This is a genomic window from Bacillus haynesii (assembly GCF_014042035.1).
Classification (GTDB): Bacteria; Bacillota; Bacilli; order Bacillales; family Bacillaceae; genus Bacillus; species Bacillus haynesii.
On sequence record NZ_CP059494.1, the window covers coordinates 3,381,404 to 3,406,815 of the forward strand.

The following is a 25,412-nucleotide window of genomic DNA, read 5'->3' on the forward strand; positions in this document are numbered from 1 at the left end:
GTATCTTTTACAGCAAAAAAAGCGCCGGCGGAAAAACCGGCACTTTTTTTATCGGCTCATGTGCTTTCGAATCAATGGAAGTCCGTAAATGATGAAAGCGGCGACATGGGCGATGACAACGTTGAGAATAAAGAGTACGATCATGAGAGAGTGTCCTGTAGGAGAAAGGCTGCTGGTCATATAGAAAAAGAAGAATACCCACATTAAAATGATCGGCGGAATAGAAGAAATTGCGACCTTTTTGTTGTCCAGCCATAAAAATAAAGGAGTGGCGCTTGCAATCAGCAAGTAAGCGAAAAACATATCCATGCGTTTTCAGCCCCTTTCGATAATGATAGCGCTGTCAAAAAAAGCGGAATGAAACATCAATTGTGTCTAATTGGAGAATATTTTGTGAACATTCTGTTACATTTATTATACCACGTTCTTCGAAAAATGATACATACTGGAAAGCATTTTCCGCTCCAACTATCGGCTCAATTTTTACGTTGTTTCAGTAGGACATAAAGGGTGAAGGGGAGAAGAAGTGAATAGGGAACATGTGTGGAGGAGATTGATCATGCGAAAGTTAGCCAAGAACCGCGCGTTTCCTATACGGAGGCCGGCAGGCTTAGGGAAGCGAAGAAGCGGACAGGCGGATCGTACGATAAGGCCGCAGACCCCTTGGATCAACGATTTTTTCTAAACAAAAAAGGCCCTCGGCGTTGGCGCCGGGAGCCTTTTATTTGTCTAAAAAATAAAGTGGGCACACAGTACGATGACAGGCAGCGTAATAAGCGTCCGAACGAGAAAAATCAAGACGAGGTCAAGGAAAGTCACCGGGATTTTGGAACCGAGCAAAAGACCGCCGACTTCGGACATGTAGATTAATTGTGTAACCGATACACAGGCGATGATGAACCTGGTCATTTCGCTTTCAATCCCGCTTCCGAGCACAGACGGCAGGAACATGTCGGCAAACCCGACGACAAGCGTTTGTGAGGCCTCAGCGGCTTCAGGGACCTGCAGCAGTTCGAGAAGTGGGATGAACGGCAGTCCGAGCCATTTGAAAACCGGTGTATATTCAGCGACAATCAGTGCGGCTGTGCCGAGGGCCATGACGACGGGAGCGACGCCCATCCACATATCGAGCACGTTTTTGGTTCCGTCCTGCAAGAAATCTTTGACGCTTGTATTCTGTTTTGCTTTTGCGACAGCCTGGCTGAGTCCCCATTGAAACGGAGTGTATCCTTCGGGAATCTTCTCTTGATCATGATCCGCTTGATCTGTAATATAAGTATCAGCCTTTCTTGATAAAGGAGGAATCCGCGGGCTGATCACCGCAGCTGCGGCACCAGCCAGCAATATCGTCAAATAAAATGGAACGAACATATGAGCAAGGTTAACCTGTGAAATAATCACGAGGCAAAACGTGATGGAGACGACTGAGAAAGTCGTGCCGATGACGGCAGCCTCACGCTTCGTGTAGAACCCTTCTTCATACTGTTTGCTTGTCAGGAGCACGCCGATCGTGCCGTCGCCGAGCCATGAAGCCATACAATCGATCGATGACCTTCCCGGCAGCTTAAAGACTGGCCTCATCAGCTTTTTCATCAAAGCGCCGCACAGTTCGAGCAAGCCGAAGTTCAACAGAAACGGCAGAAACAGGCCTGCAAACAAAAAGACGGAGAAAAGAACGGGTAGCAGGCTGAATAATAATGTTCCGCCGGTACTCTTGGCATAAACCGCTTCAGGTCCGATCTTAAAGTACGCCATCACTGCGAAAATCATGCCGAACAGGCGGACGATATACCAAAATAAAGATACATTCAGCAGGTTATAGAAGAACTCGCTTTTTTTAATGAAAGCCGGATGAAAGGTTTTGGTGATAAAGGTTAAGATAAATGTTGCGGTTACGATGACCGTCATGATTAACGGCAATTGCTGCTGAAGCAGCTTCTGCAATGCATTCGAAAAAACAGCAATCGGAATCGTTAAATTTCCTTCAATTTTAACAGGAATCATAAACAGAATAATTCCGATGAGCGAAGGGACCAAAAATTTTATGAGATCAAGCCGTTTACGCTTTTGAAGTGCTTTATCCAAAATGAAAAACTCCTTATGAATTGGTGATTCTGTACCACTTCTGCCGGAGGCAAAAGTTTAATTTTATGCAACATTACTCATTTTAATACAAATTAATCAAAAATCAATGAATTTATCACATTCGACAATAGTTGGAAAAATCCTTTAAAATAGAATAGGAATTTGTTCGCAATAAAATCGAAACATTTTGTTCTTTTGTACGTCATATCATTTGTGAGGAAGCGGATGCGTCTTCCTGGATTATTTCATCGTGTCATATTATAAGGGCGGGATTTCGAATGAGTCAGAAAAAGAATATTACAAATCCCTTTTATCAGGGGGATTTGATTTTTGTCTATATTGTCTTTTTTATCATAAGCGTTGTGGCTGTGTATGCCGCTCAGCAGTTTAATCAATATAATGAACCTTTTGCGATGAAACAGTCCCTTTACTATTTACTGGGGGCCTTTATCATCATCGTGTTTCTTTATTTTGATTTGGAGCAGCTTGAAAAGCTCAGCTTTTATTTTTATCTGCTCGGCATTTTGATGCTGATCGTGTTAAAGTTCAGTCCGGCATATATTGGATCATACAGGTTTGCGCCGGTCATCAACGGTGCCAAAAGCTGGTTTATGCTTCCCGGGTTTACGCTGCAGCCCTCGGAATTTATGAAAATCGGGCTGATTATGTATTTGGCTTCCTTCATGTCGAAAAACGGGCCTGTCGGCAAGCGTACGTTGAAAGAAGACTGTATCTTTCTGCTGAAAATCGCCGGTATTATCATTGTTCCGTTCGGCTTGATTTTAGAACAGGATACGGGTACAGCCGGAATTGTCGCGTTTGTGATTCTTGTAATGGTATTCCTGTCGGGCGTGAACTGGAAATTGATTTCACTTATCTTCGGAACGGGTCTTGCAGCCGTTGTTTTGATTTTATATGTCATCATCAAATTTCCCGATGTTGCTGGAGCACTCGGGGTTGAACAATACCAAATCAACCGCGTCATGACCTGGGTCAATCCGAGCGAACAGAATGCCGACGATAAAATGCAGGTCGAAAGGGCGCAGCTGGCGATCGGTTCGGGAAAAGTATTCGGAAATGGTGTAAGCGATCTTCAAGTCTATGTTCCTGAAGCGCAAACAGATTTTATTTTTGCCGTCATCGGCGAGAGTTTCGGGTTTGTCGGATGCACTTTTGTTGTCATTATGTTTTTCTTCTTAATCTACCGGCTTGTCGTGCTCATCGACCGAATACATCCGTTCAGCAGGTTTGCCTCATTTTTCTGTGCAGGCTTTACCGCTTTAATTGTCATTCATACCTTTCAAAATATCGGTATGAATATCGGCATTATGCCCGTGACCGGCGTCCCTCTTCTTTTGGTCAGCTACGGAGGCAGTTCAGTCGTAGCAACCTTGATCGGCTTCGCGGTTGTCTACAATTCAAGCTGCCAGTTAACAAAGTATCAAAGCTATATGTTCAAATAACAGCCTGATGAATACAGGCTGTTATTTTATTCACCCTTTTTCACAATGTGAACGATTGTTCATGCTATAATGAAAGTTAGTGCTTTTGATGAAGAAATAAGGCGGGGTATAATGAGCCAGAAGAAAAATACGACAAGTCCCTATTATCAGGGAGATTTGATTTTTATATTAGCCATGTTCTTTTTGATCAGTGTGATCGCTGTTTACGTTGCAGAGCCGTCTTTTTCACCGAAGGGTTATCCGGCAAAGCAATTGTTCTTTTATCTGCTCGGCATGTCGGTGATCGTCGGCTTTCTCTATTTTGATCTGGAGCAGCTTGAAAAGTTAAGCATTTACATATATTTATTCGGTATCTTGTCATTGATCGTCTTAAAGTTCAGTCCACCGTCAATCGCCCCGGTTATCAAAGGAGCGAAAAGCTGGTTTCAATTTGGTACGATCACGCTGCAGCCGTCGGAATTTATGAAAATCGGCCTGATTATGATGCTGGCTTCGGTGATTTCTAAAGCAAGTCCGAAAGGCTCGCGCTCGATGCAGGAGGATGTTCGCCTGTTGCTGAAAATCGCAGGGGTATCGGTGGTTCCGGTCGGTTTGATTTTAATGCAGGACGCCGGTACGGCCGGTATTTGCATGTTCTTTGTCGCCGTTATGGTGTTTTTATCAGGTGTAAACTGGAAGCTGATTTCCATAGTGGCTGGCTCAGGAATCACCCTCGTAATGCTCGTTCTGTTTTTGGTGATCAATTTTCCGGAGTTTTCAAAGGATACGCTGCATATCCAGCAATATCAGATCAACCGGGTGATGACATGGGTCGATTCGAGCCAGCAGGACGCGAACGATACGTATCAGACCGAAAAGGCCGTTACGGCGATCGGCTCTGGAGAAATCTTCGGGATGGGCATGAACAATTTGAAAGTATACGTTCCTGAAGGCCAAACCGATTTCATCTTTGCCGTCATCGGGGAAAGTTTCGGCTTTATTGGCTGTACAATTGTCGTCATCATGTTTTTCCTTTTCATTTACCGGCTTGTTGTGCTGATCGATAAAATACACCCGTACAACAAGTTTGCTTCGTTTTTCTGTGTTGGATATACGGCGTTGATTGTCATCCACACATTCCAAAATATCGGAATGAACGTCGGACTGATGCCGGTTACGGGCGTTCCCCTTCTGTTCATCAGCTACGGAGGGAGCTCTGTGTTGTCCGCTTTGATCGGCTATGCGATCGTTTATAACGCCAGCTGCCAGCTGACAAAATATAAAGGCTATATGTTTAAATAAAAAAAGACAGCCAAATCAGGCTGTCTTTAGTCTTGGTTTAAAAATGTTAGAGCCGCCGACACAAGAATTTTCGTCGCGTTCAGCATGCCTTTTTCATCGATGTCAAACATCGGGTGATGGTGCGGGTAAACGGCTCCAGTCTGCGGATTGCCCGCGCCGGTAAAAAAGAATGATCCAGGGACATGTTCAAGATAATAAGAGAAATCTTCGCCGATCATATTCGGTTCGAGTTCGATGACGGCTTCAGGGCCTACGATTCGTTTGGCACATTGGCGGACGATGTCCGTTTCTTTTTCATGGTTGACGACAGGCGGGTAGCCTTTTTCATAGTCGAGTGAAAACGAAGCGCCATTGCTGTCGCAGACGCCCTTGATGACGCGTTCCATCTCGGCGATGATCGTTTCCTGGACATGCTTTGAAAAGGTGCGGACCGTTCCTTCGATGACCGCTTCTTCAGCGATGACGTTAAATGCCTGACCTGAATGAAACGTTCCGATCGACAAGACGGCTGCTTCTGTCGGATCGATTCTGCGGCTGACGATTTGCTGGAGATGGTTGACGACTGAGGCTCCTGTTATTAAAGCGTCTGTCGTTAGGTGAGGCGCGCCTCCGTGTCCGCCCCGCCCGGATATCGTGACTTTAAATTTATCAGCGGCTGCCATCATCGGGCCTGATGTAACACCGACTTGACCGACGGGCATCGGAGCCCAGATGTGGGTCCCGAAAATGGCATCCACGCCTTCGAGACAGCCGGCTTCAATCATCGGCTTGGCGCCTCCTGGTGTGACCTCTTCACCGAATTGATGGATCAGCACGACATTTCCTTTCAAGTCTTTTTGATGCTTTGCCAGGGCTTTTGCGGCTGTGAGGAGAGCCGACGTGTGGGCATCGTGTCCGCAAGCGTGTATGACGCCGGGGACAGTCGACCGGTACGGAACATTTTTTTGATCCTGTAATGGCAAAGCGTCGAAATCGGCTCTCAAGGCGACCGTCTTGCCGGGGCGGCCGCCTTTAATGTGACCGACGACCCCTTGGCCGCCGACATTCGTTCTCACGCCAATCCCGAGGTTTTCCAAGTAATTTGCAATGGTGCGCGGTGTATTGACCTCGCGATGGGAAAGCTCCGGATATTGGTGAAAATGTCTCCTGAGTTCGATCATTTCCGGATATAATGCATCTAATTCTTCAATTACGGACTTCAACCGTCATCTCCCTTTCCGCTTCAAAAATAGTAAGACGATTCTTTCATTTTACCATATGAAATTGAATCCTTTTGCAGTCCGCCAAACCGTTTTGCTTTAGAGAAAAGCATATATTGGATATGATAAAGGTTGAGGAGGTAAAAGGATGAATAAAACGATTGAAACTATTTTAAATCACCGTTCGATCAGGTCTTTTACAGATCAGCTCCTGACCGAAGAAGAGGTTCGCCTGCTTGTGGAGAGCGCTCAAAGCGCATCGACGTCCAGCTATATTCAAGCTTATTCGATCATCGGTGTCACCGATCCGGAAAAGAAGCGGAAGCTTGCAGAATTGGCCGGGAATCAGCCATATGTTGAAAAAAACGGCCATCTGTTTGTATTTTGTGCAGACCTTTACCGGCATGACAAAATGGCCCGGGAAAAGGGTGTAGATATCACAGCTTCTCTTGAAGGGACGGAAACCTTTATGGTCAGCGTCATCGATGCAGCCCTTGCCGCTCAAAATATGTCAATAGCGGCCGAATCAATGGACCTCGGCATCTGCTATATCGGCGGGATTCGCAATAACTTGGACGAAGTCTCGAAGCTTCTTGAAACACCTGAATACGTTCTTCCGCTGTTCGGGCTTGTCGTCGGTCATCCGGCCAACCCGTCGGCCAAAAAACCGCGTCTGCCGCTTGATCACATTTATCATGAAAATGCCTATCAAGCGGACGATGCCGAGTTTGAAAAGCAATTGTCCGCATATGACGAAACGATTTCAAACTATTACCAAAAGCGGACAGACGGCAAACGGTCTGACAAATGGACAGACCAGATCACCGGCAGCCTCAAAAACCCGCCGCGTGCGTATATGAATGAATTCGTTAAAGGAAAAGGTTTGAACAAAAGGTAAGGAACCTCCCCTCCGACTCGGAGGGGACTTATCTTGTCAGCATGTATTGAAGGAAAAGATAAAACATCAGCCAAAAGGGAAGACTGAAAAGGATTCCGAATAAACAGCCTTTTGCAAAGCGTTCTTCTACGGCTGGCGGGTGCGTTTTTTGCTTCGTCTCATTCATCAGTACTGGGAGCTCCTTTAGTTTATCCATGATACTATTATTTCTTTTTGCGCAGGAAAAGTAAACGAAGATTTGGGGTGAAAAAGATGTTGTCATTAAGCATACTTGATCAGACTCCTGTTTCTGAAGGAAGTACACCTGAACTGGCTTTGCAACATACGGTGGAACTCGCGCAAGCGGCGGAGCGGCTCGGATACAAGAGATTTTGGGTTTCTGAGCACCATTTTTCAAGGAACTTGGCAGGATCAAGTCCGGAGGTTCTGATCGGTTATCTTGCGGCTAAAACAGAGAAGATCCGTATAGGATCCGGCGGCGTCATGCTTCCCCATTACAGCGCCTACAAGGTGGCAGAAAACTTCCGCGTCTTGGAAGGACTTGCGCCCGGCAGGATTGATCTCGGTGTCGGACGTGCTCCGGGAGGGATGCCGATCGCTTCCATGGCTCTTCAAAATGGAGCAAGACGGATGGCTGACCAATATCCCGAACAAATTCAGGATCTCGTCACATATTTATACGATCAAGCCGATGAACATCACCGCTTTCCCAACTTGACCGCATCGCCAAACGTCGCCACAGCGCCCGCTGTTTGGCTGCTCGGCTCCTCAGGGGAAAGCGCAAGACTTGCCGCCCAAACAGGGGCATCCTATACATTCGCCCAATTTATTAACGGTGAAGGCGGAGAAGAGGCGGCCAGACTTTACAAAGAGAGGTTCGAATCTTCTATACTGGGGGAACAGCCAAACGTGATCGTTGCTGTATTTGTGATTTGCGCTGAAACAGAAGAGAAAGCGGAGAACCTTGCCAAAAGCTTGGATTTCTCTTTATTGGCCAATGAACAGGGGATGGTGACCGAAGGCTTTCCATCATTGGAAACGGCCCTGTCATATCAATATTCTCCTTATGAAAGAAAGAGAGTGGAAGACAATCGAAAACGGATGGTTATCGGGACGCCGCAGCAAGTGAAGGAACAGCTGCTTGAACTGGCCGGCGCTTACGGAACGGATGAAATCATGGCGGTGACGATCACTCACGATTTTCAAGACAGGCTGGATTCATACCGGCTGCTGGCCAAAGCGTTTCATCAGTCAAATTAGCGTTTTTGCTGAAAAAAATCGAGAAAATGGCGGATCGGGAAAAGAATAAACAGAATGCATATGTATAAAGCGGTAAACAGCCAGCTGAGCGGAATGAGGATGATGGTATCGACGGTTTGCTCTGCAGCTTTTTGAAATGGCTTGGGCTCGCGCTTCTGCAGGTTGACGGCGAAGTACAAAATCGTGAAAAATATAAAGCAGACAATAATGAAGGATAAGCCGAATAATACGATAAAAGAAAGCATATATACGAGGTCCTCCGTTTGCTTTTTTCACGTTTTGAAGAGAAGGGGGAGCTTCTCCTGAACGCATTATCCGTATTTTAACATAAAAAAGCCTTGTTGAGTGGTTCTCAACAAGGCTTGTCATTATTCGACGATAAAAGGGTCTTCCGTCAAGACATAGCTTGATTTTCCTTTGGCGGATGCATAGGCAAGCATATAGTATTTTCCGGATTTAAGGGATGCGGCATCATTGATTTTGCCGTTCCATTGATAAGATTGATAGCCTTTGCCCTGGTTTTTGTAAACGCCGGCCTGTCCGAGAAGGTTCAGGTTTTCATCATAGACGAGAAATGCGAGCTCTTCAGCGCCGCCCGGCAGGTAGGCTTCGATCGTGTAAGCGCCCTGTTTTGCCCCCGGTTCAACCGTCACGGATGTGACGCGCGGGTAGTCGGGCTCTTTGACGATCAATAGGAGCGGGATTTCGGCGACTTTTCTTCCTCCTTCACGGACGTAAACCGTGCCTTCATATGTGCCTGCTTTCGTTTTGGCGGAATTGACGGTTACTTTTGCCGTTGCTTTACCTGTTTGATTGGCCGGTACCACGACTCGTTCCGTTCCTGATACCGTGATGCCCGCTCCTTTAAAGGAGTACTCGAGCTGATAGGCTTTTCTGTATGAAGAAAGGTTTTCAATCGCGAACGCTTGTTTTTTCGTTTGTTTTCCTTTGTCTTTCAGGAATGTTCCGTATGAATGGCTGCCCGGCGTTACAATCGATGAGGCTTTAAGGGCCTCCATGATACGGATGCTGCCCGCTCCTTGCGTATTGTGAGGGAGAGGCTTTCCGTTTTCATCCGTCAGTTTTTCCGCCGTATTCATCAGCACGCCTTTGATTTGCTCAGGCGTCCAATCCGGTTTGGCCTGCTTTAAAATGGCTGCCGTTCCCGCGACATGTGGGGAAGCCATGCTTGTCCCCTGCTTTGAACCGTAACCGTGAGGGTTTTTCGGATCGTGGGTCGGAATGGTGCTGACGATGTTGACGCCTGGCGCTGAAACGTCAGGTTTAATCATCCATGTATCCATGACAGGACCGCGGGACGAGAAGGAGGCAATCGTTTCCCCCAGCTTTTTGTCCAATTTGAAAGAAAAAACAGCGGAGCGTTTCCCTTCTTTGATCTGTTGAACAAGCTTTTCGCCCTCTTCTTTTGACAATTTGACAGTCGGTACGGCCATCCCCATGACGTTGGCCTCGATTTCCCCTGTTACATTATTGTAAATCACCGCTCCGACAGCGCCGGCGTTTTTGGCATTTTCGGCCTTATCCACAAATGGAATGACGCCTCTCTGGATAACCGCGACCTTTCCTTTCACATCTTTTCCTGTGAAATCGTCAGCTTGTCCGATGCCGGCTTCAACGAGCTCCACCTCTTGACCGTTCAATGCTTCAAGATCTTTTTCCTCTTGGTATCCCATCACTTTTGCTGACGAATACGAAGGAAGCGTCACAAAATATTCATTATACGGAAGCTGTGAGGCGCCGACGGAAATCGCATCCCTTGAAGTCCCCGGCGAGCCGACTGTCCAGTTTTCCGGACCGCTGTTCCCGTTTGATGTAACGGCGACAACCCCTTCGGCCATCGCCCAGTCCAGTGCGATGCTTGTTGCATAATCAGGGCTGTTCAGCGAATTTCCCAGTGAGAGGTTCATCACTTTTGCTCCGTCCGCAACGGCTTTTTCAATGCCGGCAATCACGTTCTCGGTTGTTCCTGAGCCGCCGGGGCCGAGCACACGGTAAGCAAGAAGTGTTGCTTCAGGCGCCACGCCTTTAATCTGTCCGTTTGCGGCGATGGTCCCCGCAACATGAGTGCCGTGATCAGTCGCTCCCCCGCGCGGGTCGCCTGTCGGTGTTTCCTGTGGATCATAATCATTATCAACAAAGTCATACCCCTTATATGGACCGAAATTTTTCTTTAAGTCAGGATGTGTGTAATCAACGCCCGTATCAATAACGGCTACTTTTATGCCTTTACCGGTATAGCCCGATTTCCATGCCTGATCCGCTCCGATGTACGGTGCACTTTTATCCATCTGTGGATAAATAGCATCTGCTGCAAGTGTCACGTCTTTTCCTTTTATGCTGTCAGGTTTGTAAGCTGCGTTTGGATAAACTGCTTTAACTTCCTTGACGGCGAGCAGCTTCGGAATTTCACTGGCCGGCAGTTTCATTGAAAAGCCCGAAAATACACGGTCGTATTCGCGGTTTACTTTCGCTTTTTTGAGTGTTTTCAACGCTTTGTTTTTCGCTTTGCTTCGAGCGGTTTTTAAAGAAGCTTTCGTTTGTTTTTCCCCATCCGCTTTTGCTTCGGCAAGCGACTTTTCTTTCAGCTCCACAATAACCGTCGTCTGTTTATCAGACGTCACATCAATATCACCGTAGATTTCAGCTTTCTCAAGCTCAGGCGATTTCTTATCAGGAACGGATGTTGCCTGCACTCCGGTGAGGAATGTGGATAACGCAAATAATAGAATAAAAGCCATAACAAAATAGCGCACGATACTTTTTCTCAATCTGTTTTCCCCCTTATGGATAAATGGTTTCTTTGTAATCCTTAGAGTTGCGAACTTTTAAAATATTCTCTCAGTTTCAAAAAAAATCCTTCTATATATAGAAATAATTTTCAAAGATTCAATGTATTGGAGTGAACTTTTTAGATTTATTCACAATTTACTGTGTATAAGTGAATAAACCTGTGTATAGATATTGTAGGGAATGTACGTTCTTATACTAAATATTGAATAAATATGTGGATATGTGGATATTCCCTGTGGGTAATATGTGTTTATCCTTAGGATAAGCTGTGAGTAAGTTGAATTCATGGTTTGTTTCCGCTGAATCATGCGATTCCAGCAGTTTTCAACAAAACTTCTAAAAACTAGAATCATTTTGCACACACATTGTGACAAACATTTTCATTTTGCTGGGATAAGATAGAGCAAGAAAGTTTAATAGAGTTGCTAGTTTTATCAAAACGAAACTGGAGGGATCGGTATGAAAGGTTTGATATCATTTTTAAAGTTATGGACGGCGGTGCTGCTGAATGCGGTGATGCCTGTCAGAGAGAATCAGATGAAGGTGATGGCGTTCGCCGGCGGTACATATCAGGCTGCCGATGCTTATCAGGCAGGCGGCTTTTCGGAAAAAAGAGAAGAGCAAACAGAGCGGATGTCGGGCTGTAAGAGAGTGAAGCCCGGCAGTTTTACGACAGAACCTAACCGGGCTGTTTGCAAAAAAGCAGTGAAGAGGGTAAGAGCCGGACCAACTCTTTACACGGGAACTTAAACAAGGTAAAATCCCACTCATAACGGGAAGTGGGTGACAGCTTTGAAAATCTATAAAGTATTGAACAACAATGCAGCAATCATAAAGGAGGATGGTCAAGAAAAAATAGTCATGGGGCCTGGTATCGCTTTTCAAAAAGGCAAAAATGATACCATTCCAAGAAACAAGGTAGAAAAAATTTTTACCATTCATGAAGAAAATGAAAAGTTTAAACAAATCCTCGAAACACTTCCGGAAGAACATATTGAAGCTGCTGAAGAGATCATCAGCTATGCGGAAGGGCAGCTGTCCGCACCGTTGAGCGATCATATCCACATCGCCCTTGTGGATCATTTGTCATTTGCGATCGAGCGAATCCGCAAAGGATTCGTCATTCAAAATAAATTATTAAATGAAATCAAAGCGCTTTATAAAAAAGAATATGAGATCGGACTCTGGGCAATCGATTTGGTCAAAGAAAAATTGAAAGTCGAATTGCCTGATGATGAAGCGGGTTATATTGCGCTGCATATTCATACCGCCAAAATGGATGCGGAAAACATGCAGAAGACTCTTAAATACACGAACATCATCAAAGAATTGATAGAAAAAATCGAATGCTGTTTCAATCAGAAGATTGACGAAAACAGCATCTCATATCAGCGTCTTGTCACGCATCTCAGGTATGCCATCAACCGGCTGGAATCAAATGAAGCGTTTCATGTCATGGACGATGACATGCTTTATTTCATCCGGCAAAAGTATCCTGAAAGCTACCGGTGTGCGGCAGGGCTGGCGGATTACGTAAAAACTGAATATGATCTTCATCTTCCGGAATCAGAAGTCGGATATATTACGCTGCATGTCCAGCGTTTAAATGATTCCTATAGGTAATACCGCCTGATAACGCGCGATCAGGCTTTTTTTAGGTCGATTTTCACAGAAAATAAAAAAGTTGTTGACGAAAGCGTTATCACATAATAAAATGAAAGCGTATTAAAAAATAAATACCGGGGATTGTGACTGGTAAAGCAGGCAAGACCTAAAATTTGCTAGATGAATGGGGAGAATCTATCCTCCATTCGTTGGTGAATTTTAGGTCTTTTCTGCTTTTTTTTAAAAAAAAGGAGGAGTCATCATGAATCACAAAGAAATCGCTGTACGTCTTATACAACTTCTTGGCGGAGAAGATAATGTCATCAGTGCAGCTCATTGTGCGACAAGGCTTCGTTTGGTGATTAAGGACGAAGCAAAAATCGACCAGGAAAAGGTCGAAGAGCTGGAAGGTGTAAAAGGAGCCTTTTCGAGCTCTGGTCAATACCAGATTATTTTCGGAACAGGGCTTGTTAATAAAGTGTATGAACAGTTTGCCAAAGAGCTGAATCTTGATCAAAAGGAAACGGTTCAGCACAGCGATGCTGCAAAGGGAAAAATGAATCCTTTAGCGAGATTCGCGAAAACGCTGTCAAATATTTTCGTGCCAATCATTCCGGCCATTGTTGCAAGCGGTTTATTAATGGGGCTGTTGGGAATGATGAAGGCATTTCAGTGGGTCGATCCTGATGCGGCGCTGTATAAAATGCTTGATATGTTCTCAAGCGCGGCATTTATTATCCTTCCAATCTTGATCGGTGTCAGTGCTGCGAAAGAGTTTGGCAGCAATCCTTACCTAGGCGCTGTACTTGGAGGAATTTTAATTCACCCGAGCTTGTTCAATCCTTGGGGATTGGCAACTGCATCACCGGATGTGATGAACTTTTACGGACTCAAAATCGAGATGCTTGGCTATCAAGGAACCGTTGTTCCAATTTTGCTTGCCGTGTATGTGATGAGTAAAATTGAAAAAGGCGTAAGAAAAATCGTTCCAAATGCGATCGATCTTTTAGTAACACCGTTTGTCACGATTATTTCAACAGGATTTATTGCATTTATCGCAATCGGTCCTTTAGGAAGAATGCTAGGTACTGGGATTACAAACGTTTTAACATATGTATATGACTTTGCCGGGCCTGTTGCCGGATTGATTTTCGGAGGAACATACTCGCTGATCGTTTTAACCGGTGTTCACCACAGTTTCCATGCGATTGAGGCCGGCCTTATCGCTGATATCGGCAGGAACTACCTGCTTCCGATCTGGTCTATGTCCAATGTCGCCCAAGGCGGGGCCGGACTTGCTGTCTTCTTTTTGGCAAAGCGTGCAAAAACAAAAGAAATCGCTTTACCTGCTGCTTTCTCTTCTTTTCTCGGCATTACCGAACCTGTTATTTTCGGTGTCAACCTCCGTTACCGCAGGCCGTTTATTGCGGCAATGGCCGGGGGAGCGCTGGGGGCAGCATACGTTGTCTTTATGAATGTTGCAGCAAACGCCTACGGTTTGACGGGAATTCCGATGATTGCGATTGTCGCTCCGCTTGGAATGGGCAACCTGATCCATTATTTAATCGGAATGGCGATTTCTGTGTCTGTTGCGTTTATCACAGCCTTTATCTTAGGTATTAATGAAGACGAGAAAAAGTGACATAAGTGAGGGGAAAACGATGAATCAAGATCAGGAACTTCGTCAAAAGGCAATGAACCAGGTTGAAGAATACCGGGATATTGTAAATCTTGATCCCTATCGGCTGCATTATCATATCATGCCTCCTGTCGGACTGCTGAATGATCCGAACGGGTTCATTCAGTGGAAAGGGGTTTACCATCTTTTTTATCAGTGGATGCCTTTTAAAACGGGGCACGGAGCAAAGTTATGGGGACACTACTCTTCAACAGATCTCGTTAACTGGCGGCATGAAGAGATCGCCCTCACGCCGAGCGACTGGTTTGATAAAAACGGTTGTTATTCAGGAAGCGCGATCGCTGAAAATGATGTGCTGCATCTGTTTTATACGGGGAATGTCAGAGACGCCGAGGGAAATAGGGAGACCTATCAATGTCTCGCCGTCTCAAAAGACGGCAACTCGTTTGAAAAGCAGGGGGTTGTTGCAAGGCTTCCGAAAGGATATACGGCTCATTTCCGCGACCCGAAAGTATGGAAAAGGAACGGCAGCTGGTACATGGTACTCGGCGCCCAGACTGAAAACCTTGAGGGCAGGGCGGTGCTGTTTCAATCGAATAATTTGCAGGACTGGCAATTCCTTGGCGACATCACAGGTTCAAATACAGGTCAACTCGGGGAATTCGGCTATATGTGGGAATGCCCTGACATGTTCGAACTGGGCGGCAAAGACGTCTTAATTGTCTGCCCGCAAGGCCTTGAAGCAGAGGAGATGCGCTACCAAAACGTCTATCAGTCAGGCTATTTTGTCGGTGAATTGAACGAGCAGAAACCCGGGTTTACACACGGGGATTTTGAAGAGCTTGATCGCGGCTTTGACTTTTATGCGCCGCAGACGACAAAAGACGAATCAGGCCGGAGGATATTGGTTGCCTGGATGGGTGTTCCAGACCAGGATGAACAGAGCCAGCCGACGATTCCGCATCAATGGGTGCACTGTATGACATTGCCGAGGGAATTGTATTTGCAAAATGATAAAATCGTTCAAAAACCGGTCGCGGAGCTTAGAACGCTCCGCCAAAACGAAAAAAACGCGGCAATATCAGTTAATCAAGGCACCGAAAAACTGGACATTGTTCAACCGGATAAAGCCGAGCTTTTCATCAGCCCGCAACTTATTGAAGAGAGCTTTGAGATTTCCTTCAGGGGTGCCGCGCGACTCATTTACAATAAAGCAGACGGCATCATAACCTTGGAGAGAAACAGTTATGTTGATGAAAGAACGGAAGCCAGACAGTGCCGTTTACATGAGCTTCGCGATTTAAATATCTTTTTAGACGCATCTTCTATTGAAATCTTCGTCAATGGGGGAGAGGAAGTCTTTACGGCAAGATATTTTCCTTACCCGGGAAATAATGATGTTTGGATCAGTGCCAGAAAAGAAATCATAATGAATGTGACATCCTGGACGGTGGTATAAAGGGAGCGGCTGCGGTTTGCTATTTTCTGTACAATCCCTTTATGATATGCTTTTTTTAGAGAGAGTGCAGTGATAAAGGGGTTGTTTTTTTGGATCAAAACCAGCAGAAGTTGACAGCCGTGCGTTTGAAAAAAATAGCGGATCATATTGAGGATACGAGAGAGGAATACAATGGTTTGCTTCTTCAGATGAAGAAGCTGATCGGCGGTATTGAAGATAAAACAATCCCGAATGATGAAGAAGTACAAAAGAAACTTCAAGACACTTATGAACAAATGAAAGAATATGCTCTTTTTGTGGAATCGATCGAGACCTTCTTAAGGTCATCTGCAAGAACGATCAAACGGGAAAGCTGAAAGCCCCTTTTATGTAAAAGGGGCTTTTTTTATTTGCCGCTGAGTCGCAAAGCGGAGTGCTTCGTCGGCCCGACGTATTGATTCAAACGAAACGATTCGCGAATCGCTTCCGTAATGAACGTTTTTGCAGAGTAAATGGCTTCTTTTACATTTGAACCTTTGGCAAGCTCAGCCGTAATCGCCGCGGAATAGGTGCAGCCCGCCCCGTGTGTGTATGGGGTGTCAATTCTTTCTCCTTCGATGACCTCTGCATCCCGGCCGTCAAATAATACGTCTACCGCTTTTTCGTGATTCAGTTTGCCCCCTCCTGTAATGAGGACGTGTTCGGCGCCGAGGTTGTGAATGGCCTTTGCCGCTTCCTTCATTTGCTCAACCGTTTTAATTTCTCCAAGTCCGCTGAGCTGGCCGGCTTCAAAAAGATTTGGCGTAATGACCGTGGCAAGCGGGGCCAAAAGCTCTCTTAAGGCCTTTGCGTGTTCGGGATACAGCACTTCATTTGCCCCTTTACATACCATAACAGGATCAATGACGACATTTTTCATGCTGTGCTTCTTGATTGTGTCTGCCGCCAATTCAATTATGTCAACGGTTGGAAGCATTCCCGTTTTCATCGCATCTACACCGATGCCGTCCACAATCGTCGACAGCTGGGCGCGGATGACTTCCGTATCAACTGGGAATACCTGATGATTCCAATTGTTCTCAGGATCCATGGCGACAACAACCGTAAGGGCCGTCATTCCATAGACGTTCTTTTCCTGGAACGTTTTTAAGTCCGCCTGAATGCCGGCGCCTCCGCTTGAGTCAGAGCCGGCGATTGTCAGTGCTTTATGCATTGTCATGTTCAGTCAATCCTCCACGATAAGAGATTCCATCCAAAGTTGGCTTATTACTTATTATAGACAGCTTTTCGCAAGATCACAATGAAATGGCTGCCGCTTTATAGTGCAGCGGTCCTCTGCCAAATTTCGTGAATGGATTGGCATAAAAAACCAAACCATCTTTTGATCCATGTGAAATCATTCGCATTATGATTTAATATGTTTAGAATGAAATAAGAAGGAGCGTATATCACAAACATGAACATATCTATCGTAGTTGTCACGCATAATCGGGTCACCGCTTTGTGCGAATTGCTTGAATCCATTACAAAACAGTCTGTTGCACCGTTTGAAGTCATTATTGTAAATGATGCCGGGGAGAGCGTCGACTTTGTTGAGCGCCTTTATTCAGACCTTCCGATCAGAGTTATACATCTGAAAGAAAACGTGAAGCATGTAAAAGCGAGAAATATAGGGGTGAAAGAAGCTTCCGGAGATGTTATTATGCTGTGTGATGATGATGATTTTTTCACTCCGTGTCATATGGAAAGAATGTTGAATGCGCTGGAGACCGCCGATTTTGTTTATTCGGATGCTGAGATCGTGTCTTTCGAAGAAAAAGAGGATAAAAGAATTCCGATCAGCCGTTATCTTTTTGCGTATTCCTTTAACTTGGATGAAATGAGGAAGTTTTCTACATATGTTCCTTCAGGGAGTATGTACAAACGTTCTCTTCATGACGAAATCGGCTATTTCGATCCTGCTGTCCACAATTATTGGGATTGGGACTTTTTCCTGAGAGCCGCTGAGCGGTTTCGGGTGAAAAGGGTTCCTTTCGCAAGCGTCATCTATGCGTTTTCAGACCAGGGTGACAACCAGTCCGGAGATCTTGGCAGAATGAGGCAGTATTATTTGGATGTCTTGAGTGAAAAGCATCAGCTTGGCAAGCTGCCGACAAAGAACTTTTTCGTGCTTCTCGAAGAACCTGCCATGAAAAAAAGGAAAGCGGAAAGCGAAATCGTCTGGGACGGAAAACCGGTCGCATCCAGGCTCACTGCTGCAAGACAATTGAATTAAGGAGGCCTGAACATTGAAACAGATTTTGAATGACAGCTGGTGGCAACAGCTGAATGACGAGTTTAATAAGCCTTACTATCAAGAACTGAGGGAAATGCTGAAAAGGGAGTATGCAGAACACACCGTATATCCTGAACCGAACGATATATACAATGCTTTGCATTATACTTCCTATGAAAGTGTTAAAGTCGTGATTCTTGGCCAGGATCCGTATCACGGTCCGGGTCAGGCCCATGGCTTAAGTTTTTCCGTGCAACCCGGTGTCAATCCACCGCCTTCTTTGAGAAATATTTTTATAGAATTGCAGAATGACATTGGAGCCGACATCCCCAATCACGGTTCTCTCGTGAGCTGGGCTAAGCAAGGCGTTCTGCTGCTGAACACCGTTTTGACCGTGAGGCGGGGCCAGGCAAATTCGCATAAAGGAAAAGGCTGGGAACAGCTGACAGACAGTATAATAGATGTTTTAAACAAAAGAGATAAGCCGGTCGTTTTTATTCTCTGGGGCCGGCATGCCCAAATGAAAAAAGAACGAATCGATACATCTAAGCATTTTATTATCCAATCGCCGCATCCGAGCCCATTCTCGGCTAGAAACGGGTTTTTCGGGAGCAGGCCGTTTTCAAGAGCCAATCAGTATTTGGAACAAATCGGGGATGAGCCGATTGATTGGTCCCTTCCGAATCTTTAAAATCGCGAGAACCGCTAAAAAAAGCGGTTCTTCGTTTGTCTCGCTCCTATCCTACCTGAGAAGTTTTTTGATGATCCGCAGCCCGTTTTTCGATGAAGGATAACGGAATGAAATGTCAAACAGGTTTGTCTGTTTTAAAACGCTTTTTTCATGGGAAAACGTCTTAAAGCTGTGATACCCATGGTAACTTCCGATTCCGCTTTCGCCTACGCCGCCGAAGGGGAGGTAAGGTGTGGCTGTGTGCATCAGCGTGTCATTGATGCACCCCCCGCCAAATGAAATCCGGCTGAGGATGTGCTTCTGTACCGGTTTTTCATTCGTAAACAAATAGAGCGCGAGCGGTTTAGGGCGGCTTTGAACCATTTGGATAACGTCTTCGATTGTTTCATAGCCGAAGACGGGAAGGATCGGTCCAAAAATCTCTTCCTGCATGATCGGCGATTCCCAGTTAGGTTCATCGATAATGGCCGGTGCAATTTTGAGTCCGACTTTTTGATATGTTCCGCCTGTGACGATATTCTCGTTTTGTAAAAAGCGGATTAACCGTTCGAAATGACGTTCACTTATGATTTTTCCGTACGCCGGATGGTTTTCCGGCTCTTCTCCGTAAAATGTTTGGATCGATTGTTTCAGAGCGCGCATCAGCTCGCTTTTCACATCTTTGTGTACGAGCAGATAGTCAGGCGCAATGCACGTCTGTCCTGCGTTTGTCAGCTTTCCGAAAACAATCCTTTGAGCTGCAAGCTTGAGATCAGCATCCTTGTGCACGATGCAGGGGCTTTTTCCGCCAAGCTCGAGGGTGACTGGAATAAGCTGTTTTGCTGCAGCTTCCATGACAACCTTGCCCACGGGAACACTGCCCGTAAAAAAGATATAGTCAAATTTTTGCCGCAAAAGCTCTTGATTCGTCTCCACTCCGCCCTCAATAACGGACACATATTCGGGCGGAAAGATTTCCTTGATCATCTCGGATATGACGCTTGATACGGCGGGAGCAAGCTCAGACGGTTTGATGACGACGGTATTCCCCGCAGCAAGTGCGCCGATCAGGGGTGAGACGGCAAGCTGAAACGGATAGTTCCATGGCGCGATGATCAGGACCGTGCCGTAAGGCTCAGGAATGACGATGCTTTTGGAACCGATGTGCGAGACGGCCGTTTTGGCCTTTTTCGGTTTGGCCCATTTTTTTAATCGTCTGCTGATGAAGCGGACTTCTTCCAGTACAATGCCTATTTCCGTCATATAGGCTTCGTGCTCTGATTTATTAAGATCTTTCTGAAGAGCCTCAAGTATGTCCCGTTCATATTTTTTTACAGCATCTTTAAGAATGTTGAGCTGTTCCAGACGATTTTCAACAGCGAGTGTTGCCCCGCTTAAAAAATATCGCTTTTGCCCGGTAACGGTCGTTTCGATAGGGGTTGTTTGTTCTGCCATTCCCTGTTTCCTTTCGCTTTTAGAAATTCGAGTGAAGTTTTTTTCATTATGTGTGACAGTCTTTTCAGCTGTCAACTTTTGACCGTGAGAAAATCGGTGTTTTCACCCGCATTTTGCCCGTAGATATCTTTTTTTGAAATGTAAAAGACCATATTTTATAGCGAGAGAGGCAATTTTTTGCAACGGATATTTGAAAAGTGCATTCGGCATGAGAGAAGTTAATTTGGTAAAATGAAATGGAAACTGAAAACGGTTTGGAGGATCGATTTGATGAACATACATATATCAAGTTTACTGCAGAAGATGGAGGACGAATTGAAAAAAGCAAAGGAATGCAACCAGGAAAACGAATTGAAAATGCATATCGCGGTTATCCGCTCCCTTTGCGACGTCATTGTTGAACCGCAGCAGCGGCCGTCCGTCCAGTCTTCGCCTTATGTTCAAACGGCCAATAAACCATCGAGCGATCAGCTGATGCTAGAAAAAATGATGGGGAGCGCCGGTGCTGAACAATACAAAAAACAAGAGAAACAAAAGCATGAAGATGACGGCAACGGAGATTCTATTTTTGATTTCTAGGCGCCATCCGGCTGTTTTAAAAAAGAGAGGTTGATCAACTTGAAACTGCTTTTTGGGGCTTTACAATGGACGGCATTTATTATTGCGTCCGCAATCGTGGTGCCCATTGCAATCGGGCAGTCATTCGGGCTGAACCAGGCAGAGACTGCAGGGCTGGTTCAAAGCACTTTTTTCGTGCTCGGCACAACGGCTTTTATCCAATGTTTAGTAGGACACCGCCTGCCGATTAATGAGAGTCCGGCTGGCCTCTGGTGGGGCGTATACACGATTTATTCCGGTCTTACAGGGACCGTATTTGCGACTCATATCGAAACGCTCCAGGGGCTGCAGGGAGCGATGCTGTTAAGCGCGGTTTTCTTCTTTATTTTTAGTTTGTTTAAAGTCATTGATAAGCTGGCTGTGATGTTTACTCCTGTTGTGACGGGCATTTATTTACTGCTGCTGGTCATCCAGCTTAGCGATCCGATCGTTAAAGGTGTCATGGGGATCGGCTACCGGAAAAACGAGGTCGATATACCCGTGTTTTTGCTGGCGGTTGTGATTATGCTGGCTACGTTTCTAATGAGCCGGTCAAACATTCCGGTTCTCAAGCAATATTCAATTTTAATTGCGCTTTTCGGCGGCTGGGTCTTATTTGCCGTATTCGGTGTGGCGAAGGCGCCTGAGCGTGCGAACCAGCTGTTCCACCTTCCTGATATTTTTCCTTTCGGGATGCCGCTGTTTGACAGCGGATTAGTCGTTACTTCGCTGTTTATTACAGTGTTGTTAATCGTCAATATGCTCGCCAGCATACGGGTGGTTGAAGGAGCGGTCAGACAGTTTGAGAAGCTGGAGGAGAGGAAGCGTGCCCGTCCGGCCGGATTTATCGCCTCCGTCAGCCATTTGCTGAGCGGTTTGCTCGGAGCTGTAGGGACGGTGCCGATATCCGGGGCGGCCGGGTTTATTCAAACGACGCGAATGTCTTCCAAAAAACCGTTTTTGCTCGGGAGTCTGATCGTGATCGTCATCAGCTTCTTCCCGCTGGTTATGAATACTTTTGCCAGCCTGCCGTCTCCGGTCGGTTTTGCGGTGAACTTCGTCGTATTTTCAACGATGGTCGGCTTGGCATTTGCTGAATTCGATTCTTATGAAAAGGACGAGGCCGGCCGCATCCGTTTTGTTACCGGGATTGCGCTCCTTGCCGGTGTGGGGGTCATGTTTGTACCTGAAATTGCTTTGAAAGGAATGCATCCTGTTTTTGTTTCCATTTTAAGCAACGGGCTTGTCCTTGGAACAATTGTAGCGATTGCTGCGGAACAGATACAGCTTAGGAAAAAGAAATATGACAATATCGTGTCATGAGATTTGCAAACGTTGAAATTCAGAGCGTGTACGCTATGATGATAAAAGAAAGGCGGGCGATTTGATCGTGAAATTATTTTTAATTTTAGGTGCTGTCAATGCTATGCTTGCGGTTGCTTTAGGGGCGTTCGGAGCCCATGGTCTTGAAGGGAAAATTCCCGAGAAATATTTGCAAATCTGGCAGACCGGCGTTCAGTATCATATGTATCATGCGCTCGGTTTAATTGCCGTCGCGCTTATCGCGGCAAAACTTACAGATGCGGGAAGCGTATCTGTGGCAGGGTGGCTGATGTTTGCCGGAATCGTTTTATTTTCAGGAAGTTTATATGTCCTCAGCCTTACGCAAATCAGCGTCCTCGGTGCTATTACTCCGCTGGGCGGCGTGGCGTTTATTGCCGCATGGATCATGGTCGTTGTCTCAGCGGTCAAATACTTGTAGTTTTACTAAAAAAGCCAATCTCCTGAAAAGGATTGGCTTTTTTTATTTTAACAGGGGCTGATTCATGGTAATTTAATGTTATGAACAGGGCGAAAGACCCGGCTTTTGCATTTTGACAGAAGGGATGTGCACGGCGGAGGACCGGTCTCCGTTCAAAGGATGAAAATTAAAGTGATCATTGCGGATGACAATTCATTCATAAGAGAGGGCATGAAAATCATATTGAGCACTTATGATGAATTTGAAGTGCTGGCGACGGTGGAGGATGGCTTGCAGGCGGTCGAATTTTGCCGCGCCCAAGCTGTGGATATTGCACTGCTTGATGTCCGCATGCCCAACATGGATGGAGTGGAAGCTGCGCGGTTTATTTCAGAAACGGGCACCAAGCCTTTTATCTTAACGACGTTTGATGACGACGAATACATCGTCGCTGCGATACGGAACGGAGCAAAAGGTTATTTGCTGAAAAATGCCGAGCCCGAGCGAATCAGAGACGCGATTAAAAGTGTGTTCAACGGCCATATTGTGATGCAGGATATCATCCTCGACAAGATTAAGTCCAATTTGGCGGAGCATAAAGAAGCGGAACCTAAGATAGACGAAAGCCTGTTTACCGAACGCGAGCTCGGGATTATGGCGCTGATCGCCAGAGGGCTGTCCAATAAAGAAATTTCGAAAGAGCTGTTTATCTCTGAAGGTACGATCGCCAATTATATTTCTTCGATTTTGGGGAAAACGGGGCTTGAACACCGGACACAAATTGCGATTTATTATTTAACCGGAAAAGTTAACTTTTAACTTGGGGGATCACCATGGAATTGCGGATTATGACCGGCAAACTGATTTTGTTGGGATTCATCATCTATCAATGCGTTTCTTCGGAAATTGACAATCTGCCGTGGCTTGTGTTCAGCCTTCTTGTTTACGCCTGTATCAACCTCGGGATTGCGATTTTACCTGAAGGAAAAATAAAAAAGCTGTTTATTATCATTTCTGTCATCATTTCAATTTTTTCTTATGCAGAGGTGCACCCCTTATTTATTTTATTCCTTCCTTTTAATCTGTATGAAGGAGCAGCCAATTTCGGGCTGCCGAAGTGGGCGGTTCTTGCCGCTTCAATCGTTCCGGTCTTGTTTATCAATGAGAGCATCTTAGCGGTCTACGCGTTGGCAACCGCATTTCAATTTTTGCTGTACTGGGCGGCAAGCTATGATGCAACGCGGATTGAAAAGCTTGAACATCATATTGACCAAACGAGAAGAGACCTGCAGAAGCTAACAAACATGCTGCGTGAAAACAAAGAGTTTATCAGACAATCCGAATATACGTATAAGCTTGAGGAGCGCAACCGGCTTTCCCAGGAAATACACGATAAAATCGGCCATTCCATGACAGGAGCGCTCATTCAGCTTGAAGCGGCGAAGCGCATTCTTGACATAGACAAGGAAAAAGCTTCCGAGCTCCTGCAAAATGCGATTAACATCTCCAAGGACGGGATTGAAAACATCAGATTGACGTTAAAAAGCGTCAAACCGCCCTCAGAACAGATGGGTATCCACAGATTGAAGCTGTTTATCGATGAATGTTCGGCGCAGTACCATATGAATATTTCATTTTTGCATAAAGGCGATTTGGATGTTATTTCTCAGATTCAATGGAAGATTATTTTTGAAAATATCACTGAAGCGCTGACAAACTCTGTGAAATATGCTGATGCGACACATGTATCCATCTATATTCATGTGCTGAATACGCTCATTAAAGCCGAAGTGAAAGACAACGGAAAAGGGCGGCAGAAAATTAAGAAAGGGATGGGGATTATCGGGATGGAGGAACGGGCCGCTTCTGTTAACGGAAAGGTGATCGTTGACGGTTCGAACGGCTTCTCTGTCACCACCCTGCTGCCCAAGCATGAATGATTTCATGAATTGAATATGAATTTTCTCATGTGAAAAAGATGAAATGCTGCACTGCCGCACCATTCATCTTTTTTTTATAATGAAATCAAAATGAGGTGAGAACATGAATGTATTGGAAATCCATCATCTAACGAAAAAATTTGGCGACTTCGTTGCCGTCGACAATATATCACTCTCTATAGAAGAGGGCGAAATATTTGGATTGCTCGGGGCAAACGGAGCGGGAAAGAGTACGACCATTCACATGATCTCGAGTTTGCTGAGAAGCAATGAAGGCGAGATTTTGATTCTCGGAAAAAACATTGCAAAACACCGCAAGTTCGCCAAGATGAATATCGGCATTGTTCCGCAGGATCTGGCCATTTACGAGGATTTAACGGCATATGAAAATGTGAAGTTTTTTGCCGGGCTCTATGGTCTGCGCGGTGCCCATTTGCACAATCGGGTTGAAGAAGCATTGCAGTTCGTCGGTTTAAGCGATAAGCATAAAAGCTTTCCGAAAAATTTTTCCGGCGGGATGAAAAGAAGGCTCAATATCGCCTGCGCGATCGCCCACAGGCCAAAGCTGATCATCATGGACGAACCGACGGTTGGAATTGATCCGCATTCGAGAAATTATATTTTGGAGTCCGTCAAAAAGTTGAATGCGATGGGATGTACGATTATTTACACGAGCCATTATATGGAGGAAGTTGAAGAGATCTGTACGCAGATCGCCATCGTTGATCATGGAAAAATTATCGCCGAGGGAACGAAGGAGCAGCTGAAATCGATCATTACCAACACGAAAGATATTCAGGTCGTTCTTAAATCTGCAGAAAATATCGATATCGGCGAACTGAAAACGATCAGCGGCGTGGAGGCGGCTGCTCTTGAAGACAATACGATCAAAATCAACTCGGATGCAGGCGTCAACAATTTAAACCAGATTATTGAAAAGCTGATGAAGAACGGGGCCGAGATTCGTTCATTGGAAGAAAAAGCGCCTAATTTGGAAACCGTGTTCCTAACCTTGACCGGAAGACAGTTGCGCGATTAGAAAGGAGGTCCATGGT

At 45.6% G+C, this 25,412-nt stretch carries 25 protein-coding genes; 17 read left to right on the forward strand and 8 right to left on the reverse strand.

Features of this window, described 5'->3' with window-relative positions:
• Window positions 1–48: 48 nt before the first annotated feature.
• Both ywcE and H2R00_RS16705 read right to left on the reverse strand, forming a co-directional pair.
• Window positions 49–309 carry a spore morphogenesis/germination protein YwcE gene (ywcE, locus tag H2R00_RS16700; RefSeq protein ID WP_020453353.1) on the reverse strand — a complete coding sequence of 87 codons (261 nt, stop codon included), beginning with the start codon at window positions 307–309 and terminating at the stop codon, window positions 49–51.
• 420 nt (window positions 310–729) lie between these two features.
• Window positions 730–2,085, reverse strand: coding sequence for a YjiH family protein (locus tag H2R00_RS16705; protein WP_182069888.1), 1,356 nt, complete (start codon window positions 2,083–2,085; stop codon window positions 730–732).
• A 278-nt stretch (window positions 2,086–2,363) separates the two neighbouring features.
• On the opposite strand from H2R00_RS16705, the gene H2R00_RS16710 reads away from it, so the two are divergent.
• Entirely contained in the window at window positions 2,364–3,548 is a 1,185-nt protein-coding gene (locus tag H2R00_RS16710; RefSeq protein ID WP_182069889.1) for a cell shape-determining peptidoglycan glycosyltransferase RodA, read from the forward strand.
• Window positions 3,549–3,659: 111 nt separating this feature from the next.
• Window positions 3,660–4,829, forward strand: a complete 1,170-nt coding sequence (locus H2R00_RS16715) for a cell shape-determining peptidoglycan glycosyltransferase RodA (protein ID WP_182069891.1) — start codon at window positions 3,660–3,662, stop codon at window positions 4,827–4,829.
• Window positions 4,830–4,855: 26 nt separating this feature from the next.
• Here the strand turns inward: H2R00_RS16715 and H2R00_RS16720 are convergent, their stop codons facing one another.
• Window positions 4,856–6,031: an amidohydrolase gene (locus tag H2R00_RS16720; protein ID WP_280527937.1), complete on the reverse strand. Its 1,176-nt coding sequence runs from the start codon at window positions 6,029–6,031 to the stop codon at window positions 4,856–4,858.
• A gap of 145 nt (window positions 6,032–6,176) precedes the next feature.
• Between H2R00_RS16720 and nfsA the strand changes: the two genes are divergently transcribed.
• Window positions 6,177–6,926: an oxygen-insensitive NADPH nitroreductase gene (gene nfsA / locus H2R00_RS16725; RefSeq protein WP_154998703.1), complete on the forward strand. Its 750-nt coding sequence runs from the start codon at window positions 6,177–6,179 to the stop codon at window positions 6,924–6,926.
• Window positions 6,927–6,954: 28 nt separating this feature from the next.
• On the opposite strand, the gene H2R00_RS16730 is transcribed toward nfsA, so the two are convergent.
• Window positions 6,955–7,092 carry a hypothetical protein gene (locus H2R00_RS16730; protein ID WP_182069893.1) on the reverse strand — a complete coding sequence of 46 codons (138 nt, stop codon included), beginning with the start codon at window positions 7,090–7,092 and terminating at the stop codon, window positions 6,955–6,957.
• Window positions 7,093–7,178: 86 nt separating this feature from the next.
• On the opposite strand from H2R00_RS16730, the gene H2R00_RS16735 reads away from it, so the two are divergent.
• Window positions 7,179–8,186: an LLM class flavin-dependent oxidoreductase gene (locus H2R00_RS16735; protein ID WP_154998705.1), complete on the forward strand. Its 1,008-nt coding sequence runs from the start codon at window positions 7,179–7,181 to the stop codon at window positions 8,184–8,186.
• Here the strand turns inward: H2R00_RS16735 and H2R00_RS16740 are convergent.
• Window positions 8,183–8,431 carry a hypothetical protein gene (locus H2R00_RS16740; RefSeq protein ID WP_009329815.1) on the reverse strand — a complete coding sequence of 83 codons (249 nt, stop codon included), beginning with the start codon at window positions 8,429–8,431 and terminating at the stop codon, window positions 8,183–8,185. The two genes, H2R00_RS16735 and H2R00_RS16740, sit on opposite strands and share 4 nt — an antisense overlap.
• 123 nt (window positions 8,432–8,554) lie before the next feature.
• Window positions 8,555–10,975 (reverse strand): S8 family peptidase, encoded by a 2,421-nt coding sequence (locus tag H2R00_RS16745; protein ID WP_182069895.1) that lies wholly within the window; start codon window positions 10,973–10,975, stop codon window positions 8,555–8,557.
• Between the two features lie 481 nt (window positions 10,976–11,456).
• Here H2R00_RS16745 and H2R00_RS16750 point away from each other — a divergent pair, with 481 nt between their 5' ends.
• The 5 genes from H2R00_RS16750 (at window position 11,457) to H2R00_RS16770 (ending at window position 16,056) form a co-directional block, all read left to right on the forward strand.
• Window positions 11,457–11,747, forward strand: a complete 291-nt coding sequence (locus H2R00_RS16750) for a hypothetical protein (RefSeq protein WP_154998711.1) — start codon at window positions 11,457–11,459, stop codon at window positions 11,745–11,747.
• A gap of 42 nt (window positions 11,748–11,789) precedes the next feature.
• On the forward strand, window positions 11,790–12,620 hold the full coding sequence (locus H2R00_RS16755; RefSeq protein WP_154998713.1) for a PRD domain-containing protein: 831 nt from the start codon (window positions 11,790–11,792) through the stop codon (window positions 12,618–12,620).
• Between the two features lie 244 nt (window positions 12,621–12,864).
• On the forward strand, window positions 12,865–14,244 hold the full coding sequence (locus H2R00_RS16760) for a sucrose-specific PTS transporter subunit IIBC (RefSeq protein ID WP_154998715.1): 1,380 nt from the start codon (window positions 12,865–12,867) through the stop codon (window positions 14,242–14,244).
• Between the two features lie 19 nt (window positions 14,245–14,263).
• A complete protein-coding gene (locus H2R00_RS16765; RefSeq protein WP_182069896.1) occupies window positions 14,264–15,700 on the forward strand; it encodes a sucrose-6-phosphate hydrolase in 1,437 nt (478 codons plus the stop codon).
• An 89-nt stretch (window positions 15,701–15,789) separates the two neighbouring features.
• Window positions 15,790–16,056 carry a hypothetical protein gene (locus tag H2R00_RS16770; RefSeq protein WP_043925229.1) on the forward strand — a complete coding sequence of 89 codons (267 nt, stop codon included), beginning with the start codon at window positions 15,790–15,792 and terminating at the stop codon, window positions 16,054–16,056.
• A gap of 29 nt (window positions 16,057–16,085) precedes the next feature.
• Here the strand turns inward: H2R00_RS16770 and H2R00_RS16775 are convergent, their stop codons facing one another.
• Window positions 16,086–16,898, reverse strand: coding sequence for a bifunctional hydroxymethylpyrimidine kinase/phosphomethylpyrimidine kinase (locus tag H2R00_RS16775; protein ID WP_154998468.1), 813 nt, complete (start codon window positions 16,896–16,898; stop codon window positions 16,086–16,088).
• Window positions 16,899–17,135: 237 nt separating this feature from the next.
• Here H2R00_RS16775 and H2R00_RS16780 point away from each other — a divergent pair, with 237 nt between their 5' ends.
• Both H2R00_RS16780 and H2R00_RS16785 read left to right on the forward strand, forming a co-directional pair.
• Window positions 17,136–17,954 (forward strand): glycosyltransferase family 2 protein, encoded by an 819-nt coding sequence (locus tag H2R00_RS16780; protein WP_182069897.1) that lies wholly within the window; start codon window positions 17,136–17,138, stop codon window positions 17,952–17,954.
• A gap of 13 nt (window positions 17,955–17,967) precedes the next feature.
• The gene (locus H2R00_RS16785; RefSeq protein ID WP_154998464.1) at window positions 17,968–18,645 is read left to right on the forward strand and encodes a uracil-DNA glycosylase; all 678 of its coding nucleotides are present in this window, start codon (window positions 17,968–17,970) and stop codon (window positions 18,643–18,645) included.
• A 51-nt stretch (window positions 18,646–18,696) separates the two neighbouring features.
• On the opposite strand, the gene H2R00_RS16790 is transcribed toward H2R00_RS16785, so the two are convergent.
• On the reverse strand, window positions 18,697–20,079 hold the full coding sequence (locus H2R00_RS16790) for an aldehyde dehydrogenase (protein ID WP_182069898.1): 1,383 nt from the start codon (window positions 20,077–20,079) through the stop codon (window positions 18,697–18,699).
• A 270-nt stretch (window positions 20,080–20,349) separates the two neighbouring features.
• On the opposite strand from H2R00_RS16790, the gene H2R00_RS16795 reads away from it, so the two are divergent.
• The 6 genes from H2R00_RS16795 to H2R00_RS16820 all read left to right on the forward strand — a co-directional run bounded on the left by H2R00_RS16795 (window position 20,350) and on the right by H2R00_RS16820 (window position 25,396).
• Entirely contained in the window at window positions 20,350–20,658 is a 309-nt protein-coding gene (locus H2R00_RS16795; RefSeq protein ID WP_043925224.1) for a YwdI family protein, read from the forward strand.
• 39 nt (window positions 20,659–20,697) lie between these two features.
• The gene (locus H2R00_RS16800; RefSeq protein ID WP_154998459.1) at window positions 20,698–21,999 is read left to right on the forward strand and encodes a purine/pyrimidine permease; all 1,302 of its coding nucleotides are present in this window, start codon (window positions 20,698–20,700) and stop codon (window positions 21,997–21,999) included.
• A gap of 67 nt (window positions 22,000–22,066) precedes the next feature.
• Window positions 22,067–22,438, forward strand: coding sequence for a DUF423 domain-containing protein (locus H2R00_RS16805; protein WP_154998457.1), 372 nt, complete (start codon window positions 22,067–22,069; stop codon window positions 22,436–22,438).
• Between the two features lie 159 nt (window positions 22,439–22,597).
• Entirely contained in the window at window positions 22,598–23,236 is a 639-nt protein-coding gene (locus tag H2R00_RS16810; RefSeq protein WP_154998481.1) for a response regulator, read from the forward strand.
• A gap of 14 nt (window positions 23,237–23,250) precedes the next feature.
• A complete protein-coding gene (locus tag H2R00_RS16815) occupies window positions 23,251–24,357 on the forward strand; it encodes a sensor histidine kinase (protein WP_154998455.1) in 1,107 nt (368 codons plus the stop codon).
• A 103-nt stretch (window positions 24,358–24,460) separates the two neighbouring features.
• Entirely contained in the window at window positions 24,461–25,396 is a 936-nt protein-coding gene (locus tag H2R00_RS16820) for an ABC transporter ATP-binding protein (RefSeq protein WP_182069899.1), read from the forward strand.
• Window positions 25,397–25,412: the final 16 nt, after the last annotated feature.

What these genes read in the sequence shown, in the direction of transcription:
- H2R00_RS16780 (WP_182069897.1), top strand. Translation starts at nt 17,136, where the DNA reads ATGAACATATCTATCGTAGTTGTCACGCATAATCGGGTCACCGCTTTG.
- H2R00_RS16765 (WP_182069896.1), top strand. Translation starts at nt 14,264, where the DNA reads ATGAATCAAGATCAGGAACTTCGTCAAAAGGCAATGAACCAGGTTGAA.
- H2R00_RS16775 (WP_154998468.1), bottom strand. Translation starts at nt 16,898, where the DNA reads ATGACAATGCATAAAGCACTGACAATCGCCGGCTCTGACTCAAGCGGA.
- H2R00_RS16810 (WP_154998481.1), top strand. Translation starts at nt 22,598, where the DNA reads ATGAAAATTAAAGTGATCATTGCGGATGACAATTCATTCATAAGAGAG.
- nfsA (WP_154998703.1), top strand. Translation starts at nt 6,177, where the DNA reads ATGAATAAAACGATTGAAACTATTTTAAATCACCGTTCGATCAGGTCT.
- H2R00_RS16815 (WP_154998455.1), top strand. Translation starts at nt 23,251, where the DNA reads ATGGAATTGCGGATTATGACCGGCAAACTGATTTTGTTGGGATTCATC.
- H2R00_RS16760 (WP_154998715.1), top strand. Translation starts at nt 12,865, where the DNA reads ATGAATCACAAAGAAATCGCTGTACGTCTTATACAACTTCTTGGCGGA.
- H2R00_RS16715 (WP_182069891.1), top strand. Translation starts at nt 3,660, where the DNA reads ATGAGCCAGAAGAAAAATACGACAAGTCCCTATTATCAGGGAGATTTG.
- H2R00_RS16795 (WP_043925224.1), top strand. Translation starts at nt 20,350, where the DNA reads ATGAACATACATATATCAAGTTTACTGCAGAAGATGGAGGACGAATTG.
- H2R00_RS16740 (WP_009329815.1), bottom strand. Translation starts at nt 8,431, where the DNA reads ATGCTTTCTTTTATCGTATTATTCGGCTTATCCTTCATTATTGTCTGC.
- H2R00_RS16820 (WP_182069899.1), top strand. Translation starts at nt 24,461, where the DNA reads ATGAATGTATTGGAAATCCATCATCTAACGAAAAAATTTGGCGACTTC.
- H2R00_RS16710 (WP_182069889.1), top strand. Translation starts at nt 2,364, where the DNA reads ATGAGTCAGAAAAAGAATATTACAAATCCCTTTTATCAGGGGGATTTG.
- H2R00_RS16750 (WP_154998711.1), top strand. Translation starts at nt 11,457, where the DNA reads ATGAAAGGTTTGATATCATTTTTAAAGTTATGGACGGCGGTGCTGCTG.
- H2R00_RS16790 (WP_182069898.1), bottom strand. Translation starts at nt 20,079, where the DNA reads ATGGCAGAACAAACAACCCCTATCGAAACGACCGTTACCGGGCAAAAG.
- H2R00_RS16735 (WP_154998705.1), top strand. Translation starts at nt 7,179, where the DNA reads ATGTTGTCATTAAGCATACTTGATCAGACTCCTGTTTCTGAAGGAAGT.
- H2R00_RS16730 (WP_182069893.1), bottom strand. Translation starts at nt 7,092, where the DNA reads ATGAATGAGACGAAGCAAAAAACGCACCCGCCAGCCGTAGAAGAACGC.
- ywcE (WP_020453353.1), bottom strand. Translation starts at nt 309, where the DNA reads ATGGATATGTTTTTCGCTTACTTGCTGATTGCAAGCGCCACTCCTTTA.